Origin of the sequence: Streptomyces sp. MnatMP-M17 (genome assembly GCF_900091995.1) — a bacterium.
In the GTDB taxonomy this organism is placed as follows: Bacteria; Actinomycetota; Actinomycetes; order Streptomycetales; family Streptomycetaceae; genus Streptomyces.
Genome location: NZ_FMDK01000627.1, coordinates 1 through 7,260, shown reverse-complemented (window position 1 = coordinate 7,260; position 7,260 = coordinate 1). Strand labels below are relative to the sequence as shown.

Sequence of the window (7,260 nt, the reverse complement as noted above, 5' to 3'; positions counted from 1 at the left end):
CATGGCCTCCACGGCTGCGACGGCCACTACGGCTGCCACGGCTGGAGCCGGCACGGCTGGATCCGACGAGCGGCCGTCCTCGTTTTCGCAGTCCTCGCCGTCCTCGCCGTCCTCGTCGGGGGATGACGGCATCCGCCCGGGAAGCGTTGTCGGCGGACGGCTCTACCTCGCCGTTCCCTACGAGGACAAGGACGAGGCGAAGGCCAAGCCGCTCCACGCCCGTTGGGACGGGAAGAACCGGCTCTGGCACGTCGACGCCGCCCGGGTCACCCGGGACCAGGTACGCCGCTGGCTGCCGTAGAAGTCGCGGCCGTTCACCGGCTTCGGTCGGCGGCGTCGCCTTGATCCGTTCGACGCGCGCATGTCAGGCTCTTCGCACGAGCATTTCTGTGAACGTGCTTGCGCGTACGGGGGGTTGGGATCGTGGCTGTCACGGTGCCGGAGTGGGCCGACATTCTGCTGGATCTGATCGGCGTGTCCTGGCCGAATGTGGACGAGGACGCGTACCGGGAGATGGCGGACGCCCTGCGGGAGTTCGCGGAGGATCTGGAGGACGACGGGCAGCTCGCCAACAACCATGTGCAGCGGCTCATTTCGTCCGGGCACGGTGAGGCTCTCGATGCGCTGAACGGGCATTGGGGGCAGGTCAAGGACAAGCACATCAAGGACATCGCCTCGGCGGCGCGGACCATCGCGGGCGCGCTGGACACGGCTGCCACGGCGATCGAGGTGATGAAGGGCGCCGCGATCGTTCAGCTCGGGTATCTGGCGGCTGAGGCGGGTATCTCACTGTCGCTGATTCCGGTGACCGGCGGTCTGTCGGCGTTGGTCGGTGCCGGTGCGATGCGGGCGACGCAGGAGGTGGTGCGGCGGCTGATCAAGGAGGCGGCGGACGAGGCGGTCGGCTATATCGTCTCGGCCATGACCGAGCCGGCCGTCGCCGCGCTCGAAAATCTCGCCGCCGACCTGGTGGTCCAACTCGGCGCCACCGCCATGGGACTTCAGGACGGTGTCGACCTCGACCAGGCCAAGCAGGCCGGTACGGACGGCTTCAAGGAGGGCGTGCAGGGCTCGAAGGACGCCATGCATCTGGCCTCTACGCGCGGCGGCGGCGGAGGTGGCGGCGGCGGCTCAGGCGCAGGCTCAAGCCCCGGCTCCGGGCCCGGCTTTCATATCGAGCACTCCGAGCACGACTTCGCCTCCACCCAGCTCAACGGCGTCAGCGTCAGCATCCACGGCAGGACCGCCGGCAAGCTCACCAAGGCCAAGACCGCCCATGGCCGCACCCGCGGCCGGGACTCCATCGCCGAGGTCATCGATCCTCTCGCCGACAAGGCCATGGACGCGCTGGAGAAGGCCGCCAAGACCATGGGCGACCATGTCGGCCAGACCCTTCCCCAAGCCGTCCGCCAGATATCCAAGGACCACAAGAACAACGACGACGACATCCGCGCCCGCCTCGCCAAGGAGCGCAAGAACGACAACGGCGCCGGTGCCGGCGGCGGGCCCGGTGGGCCCGGCGGATCCACGCCCGGCAGGAGCCGCCCGTCCGGCCACGAGAAGCCGGAGTCCCTGCGCGGCGCGAAGAACGATCCTCGCCGCAACGGCATCCCGCTGAACGGCAAGACCTGCAAGAACGACCCGGTCGACGTGGCCACCGGCGAGATGACGCTCCCGCAGACCGACCTCGCCCTGCCCGGCACCCTGCCGCTCGTCCTCAGCCGCACCCATCTGTCCGAGTACCGCTACGGCCAGTGGTTCGGCGCCAGTTGGGCCTCCACGCTCGACGAGCGCATCGAGCCCGACCCGATCGGCACCGGCGGCATCTGGGCCCGCCAGGACGGCTCGCTCCTCGTCTATCCGGGCCTGCCGCTGCCCGGCCGTGATCCCGTCCTGCCCATGGAAGGGCCCAGGCTGGCCCTGGTCCACGACGGCCAGGACGAGGATGTGACGACGTACACGGTCACAGATCCGCACACCGGTCTCACGCGCTACTTCAGTGGCAGCCCGTACCGCGCCTCCACCGCGTACTGGCTGACGGCCATCGAGGACCGTAACGGCAACCGCATCTCCTTCGCCCGCCGCTCCGACGGCTCGCCCACCACCGTCAGCCACGACGGCGGCTACACCGTCCAGGTCACCACGGAGGCGGAACGCGTCCGCGCGCTCCATCTCCGCACACCGGACGGGCCCGTGGAGGTGATGACGTACGGCTATGACGCCCGAGGCCGGCTGTCCGACGTCGTCAACTCCTCCGGCCTGCCACTGCGCTTCACCTACGACGAGCCGGGCCGCGTCACCTCGTGGACCGACCGCAACGACTACACCTTCACCTATGTCTACGACCACGCGGGCCGGGTCGTCCGCACCGTGGGACCGGACGGCTTTCTCTCCTCGTCCTTCGCGTACGACACGGAGAACCGGATCACCCGCTACACCGACTCCACCGGCGCCACCACCACGCTCCATCTGAACGAACTCCTCCAGGTCGTCCGCGAGACCGATCCGCTCGGCCACAGCACCCTGCGTACCTGGGACCGCCACGACCGCATGCTGTCGCACACCGACGCACTCGGACAGCAGACGCGGTACTCCTGGGACGAGCACGGCGATCTGGCCGCGGTCGACCTGCCGGACGGTTCGACGGTCACCGTCCGCCACAACGGACTGCACCAGCCCACGGCCATCACACGGTCGGACGGCTCCACTTGGCAGCACCACTACGACGACCGCGGCAATCTCACGGAGATCCACGCTCCGGACGGCGCCGTGACCAGGTCGGCCTACGACGCGTCGGGCGCACGCCGGACGACCACCGACACCGCCGGAGCCGTCCACCGGGTCACCAACAGCCCTGCGGGCCTGCCCGTCGCCGTGACGGATCCGCTGGGCAACACCACCGAGGTGGTACGCGATCCCTTCGGCCGTCCGTCGGCCCTCACCGATGCCACCGGAGCCGTCTGCCGCCTCAGCTGGACGGTGGAGGGCACACTCGCGCGCAGGGAGGACCACGACGGGGCCACCCAGCTCTGGGAGTACGACGGCGAGGGCAACTGCCTGCGCCACACGCATGCCACGGGCAGTGTGACCTCGTACGAGTACGGGCCCTTCGGCCAACTCGTCGCCCGCACCACACCGGACGGTGTACGGCACGAGTTCGCGTACGACACGGAGCTGCGGCGCACCCGGGTCACCGACGGCCGAGGGCTGAGCTGGACATACGCCTACGACCGGGCGGGCCGGCTGCTCTCCGAGACGGACTTCGACGGTCGCACGCTCTCCTACGGCCACGATCCGCTCGGGCAGTTGGTCTCCCGTACGAACCCGCTCGGCCAGACACTGACGGTGGACCGCGACGCGCTGGGACGGATCGTGGCGAAGTCGGCGCCCGAGGGCACCACGCGCTACGGCTACAACGCGCTGGGACGGCTCGTACGGATCGTCTCGCCCACGTCCGAGCTGACCGTCGAGCACGATGTGCTGGGCCGCGTCGTGGAAGAGGTGACCGACGGGCGTGCCGTCCGTTTCTCCTACGACGAGGCCGGGCGACGGGCCGGCCGCACCACGCCGAGCGGCGCGTCCACACACGGTACATACGACCTGGCCGGGAACCGGACCGCGCTCGACATCGCGGGACACACCGTCGCGTTCACGCACGACCGGCTCGGCCGCGAACGGACCCGGGTCTTCGGCGAGGCCGCCGCGATGCCGGTGTCCATCACCAGCGCCTGGGACTCCGCCGGCCGCCTCACCGAGCAGACCGTCGCCGCGCCGGACCGAAAGCTGAGCGCGCGGGCGTACCGATACCGCGCCGATCACCATCTCACCCGGATCGAGGACCGGCTCTCGGGCGCGGTCACCACCTTCGAACTGGACGTCGTCGGCCGCCCGCTGGCGGTGACTGCGGACGACTGGCGCGAGGAGTACGCGTACGACGCGGCCGGAAACCAGACGGCCGGCTCCTGGCCCGACAGGGCTCCGCACTCCGGGAGCCGCGGCGGGCGCGCGTACGACGGGACGCGGCTCCGTACGGCCGGCGCCGTGAGTTACACGTACGACGCGGCGGGCCGCGTCACGGAGCGCCGCAAGAAGCGGCTGTCCCGCAAGCCCGACATATGGCGCTACACCTGGGACTCCGAGGACCGGCTGATCGCGTGCACCACGCCCGACGGGACGCTGTGGACATACGCCTACGACCCGCTGGGCCGCCGTATCGCCAAGGAACGCCGGACCGCGGACGGCGGGATCGCCGAACGGACGGTGTTCGCCTGGGACGGCTCCCGCCTCGCGGAACAGTCGGACACGGCCGCCGGTGTCACCTTGACATGGGAGTACGACGGTCACCGCCCGATCGCCCAGTACGAGCGCAAAACGCTCTCGCAGGATGAATTCGACTCCCGGTTCTTCGCCATCGTCTCGGACCTCGTGGGCACTCCCACCGAACTCGTGGACGAGACCGGGAAGGTGGCCTGGAGCGCGCGGTCCACGAGCTGGGGCATCACCGCGTGGAAACCGGGCGGCTCCGCCTATACACCGCTTCGTTTTCCAGGGCAGTACGAGGATCCGGAAACCGGGCTGCGGGACAATTTCTTCCGGCATTACGATCCGGAAGCCGGGCGCTATGTCACACCGGATCCACTCGGGATCGCGCCCGCGCCGAATCCGCTCACCTATGTGCACAATCCGTATACGTTCTGCGATCCGCTCGGGCTGACGCCCTGTCCGCAGTTCAAGGGTCTCGGCTGGCTGACGGAGAAAATGCTCGCCCGTCCCTCCTTCCGCTACCAGCGGACGGTCACGCATCAGGACTACGAACAGCAGTGGATCCTGCCGGACGGCCGGGAGGTGCACGCGGACGGCGGCCCGGCGAACGGCTGGATCACGGAGGCCAAATGGACGGGCGGGGACAACATGGGCGAATGGGAGAAGTCGCCTTACAATCCGGAGCACAAGTTCTACCGGGAATCGAAGATCACGGATCAGGCGGAGAAGCTGCTCGCGCTGAACGAGGGTCTTGACGGCAAGGGAGTGCGCTACATGGTGTCCAATGAGTGGGGCGCCGCGCATGTGAACGAGGTCCTGGCCCGAGTGTTCCCGGAAGCGGTCGCCAGTGGAAAACTCAAGGCTTATCACGTACCGGGCAATGGCATGAGTGGAATGAGCGCATGGCTGTAGTGGTCGCTGTAGTGGTCGAGTTGCTGGAAGGCATCCGGAATCGTGTTCCGCTGACCGGCGAGAGCGTGGCGGCGGAGTTCGCGGCCCAGGGCTGGACGGCCGGCGGACGGCCGAAGAACGGCTTCGAGACATCGTGGGACAAGGACGGCGTCGGAGGCTGGGTCCATCCGTACAACGGCGGTGTCCGCGTCGAGTTCACCGTATGGATGCGGGACGTGGACGAGGACACCGGCTACTTCGAGGACCTGGACGCGGTCTATGAGGAGGGCGAACGGGCGCTGGCCGCCTTCCTGCCCGGGATCGAGTCCTCCGCCCTGGCCGCCCACCTCACCGAGGCCGAGGGCACGGAGGAGGACGCGGACGAGTTCATCGCGTACCGGAAGTGGACCTTGGACGGCCGGAAGCTGGTCGCCGGAGTCATCCAGGAGGACACCGACCTCCCGGTCCGCGTGATCGTGGCCCTGGAATAGCGTGGTCCTGGAACAGCACGAAAGGAACCCGGCCGAATTCACGGACTCTTCTCGTGGTCGCTTTCTCCCAGGGATTCGCGGCGCTGTTCGTCCTCAGCCGCTTTGAAACAGTCTTCGTGTGCGGGCATGTACCAGCCGGGACCGGAGGGAGCATCCCAGTACGTGCTGCGCTGAGGTTCCTCCGGTGCCACCGGCCAGTGGCACACGTAGCATCGGGGCTGCTGATCACGGGACACGATGCGCGGTATTCGCTTTCGTAGTGGTGGGCAGGCTTGTCGGTCACAGCCGCCGTCCCAGGATGTTGATTTCACGGTGACGCTGGGCCGTGTCCTGCTGAAGGCGGGGCATGAGCCGCGCCATGGCCGGACTGTCGTCCGTCGGTTCCGGGGGACGGTGCACGCACATGGGGCAGCGGCACGGGGGGAATTCGATACCGGACCGGGGCGGGAACTCGCCACCCTCGGGAAGGCCGGCGGTCACTCCGCCTCCTTCCGGGGCCAACTCGTCCGCTTCGCTGAGGGACTTCGGGGAAGCGTGCTTCCATGACAAGGTCCGCTCCTCTCCGTAGCGATATGGCTACCGGGAGCACTCAGAGTGGCGTAGCGTCAGGAAGCGTTCAACGTGTCAGAGATGGCAGGAGAGTTGGTGCCAGGTTGGTCAACCGTAAGGAACTCAACCCAGATAGCAGCCCGCAAGCCGCCTACGGAGCGCAACTGCGCCGCTTCAGGGAAGCGAAGGGCTGGAAGCAGGAAGACCTGGCCGACCGGATGGAATATTCCAGTACGCATATTTCGGCCGTGGAAACTGGTCGGAAGATGCCAACCTTGCGGTTCGCGCGCAGTGCTGACCGCGCGTTGGGTACTGGTGATCTGTTCGAGCGCAAGTGCCGTGAGATCAAGCATGGCGCCTTGCTGGAAGGCTTCTCGGAGTACGTGGAGTACGAGGGCCGGGCAGTCGAGATCCGGCTGTACGAGATCGGGATCATCCCTGGTCTGCTGCAGACTCCGGAGTACGCGCGAGTGCTTGCCAACAGTGCCGTACAGCGGCGCGCCATCACGCCTGAGCAGGCCGACGAACGAGTCTCGTTTCTGGCGGAACGGCAGCAGGCGTTGGAGCGGTCCCGCCCGCCGATGATGTTTCTCGTGATGGACGAGAGCTGCATCCGGCGGCCCGTCGGCGGCCGTGCGGTCATGGAGCAGCAGCTTGAGAGGCTGGTCAAGTTCGCCGCCGAGCCGAACACAGTGCTACAAGTGGCGCCGTTCGACATGGGCGAGCGCCGTACGTTCGACCTCCCGGTCAACCTGCTGACGCTGTCCGACCGATCCGTAGCCGCCTACGCCGAGTCTCAAACTCAGGGACACCTCGACCGTGAGACGACTTCCGTAGTGCCCCTGCTGACGGCCTACCATCAGCTACAGGCCGAAGCGCTCTCTCAGGCGGCTTCCGTGGCCATGATCGAGCAGGTACGAAAGGGCATCCCGTGACGACCGAGTCCCCCCGTTGGTTCACGTCCTCCTACAGCAACAACGGCGGCCAGTGCATCGAGGTCGCTGCCAACCTCGCCTCTTCGCGCGGCGTGGTTCCTGTCCGTGACTCCAAGAACCCGAGCGGTCCG

At 67.9% G+C, this 7,260-nt stretch carries 5 protein-coding genes; all 5 read left to right on the top strand.

Translation table 11 applies throughout. The features are described from left to right. Positions 1–301 (top strand): DUF5710 domain-containing protein (locus GA0115259_RS40585; protein ID WP_093601649.1); only part of this gene is annotated, 301 nt, incomplete at its 5' end. A 122-nt stretch (positions 302–423) separates the two neighbouring features. Then, the gene (locus tag GA0115259_RS26400; protein WP_093601647.1) at positions 424–5,175 is read left to right on the top strand and encodes an RHS repeat-associated core domain-containing protein; all 4,752 of its coding nucleotides are present in this window, start codon (positions 424–426) and stop codon (positions 5,173–5,175) included. After that, complete coding sequence (locus tag GA0115259_RS26395) at positions 5,166–5,645, top strand: hypothetical protein (RefSeq protein WP_093601645.1); 480 nt, start codon at positions 5,166–5,168, stop codon at positions 5,643–5,645. Before GA0115259_RS26400 ends, GA0115259_RS26395 begins: the two co-directional genes overlap by 10 nt. Positions 5,646–6,298: 653 nt before the next feature. After that, on the top strand, positions 6,299–7,129 hold the full coding sequence (locus GA0115259_RS26385; protein ID WP_237540512.1) for a helix-turn-helix domain-containing protein: 831 nt from the start codon (positions 6,299–6,301) through the stop codon (positions 7,127–7,129). Beyond that, positions 7,126–7,260: DUF397 domain-containing protein (locus GA0115259_RS26380; RefSeq protein WP_093601639.1), on the top strand; the 135-nt coding region annotated here is incomplete at its 3' end. The genes GA0115259_RS26385 and GA0115259_RS26380, both read left to right, overlap by 4 nt.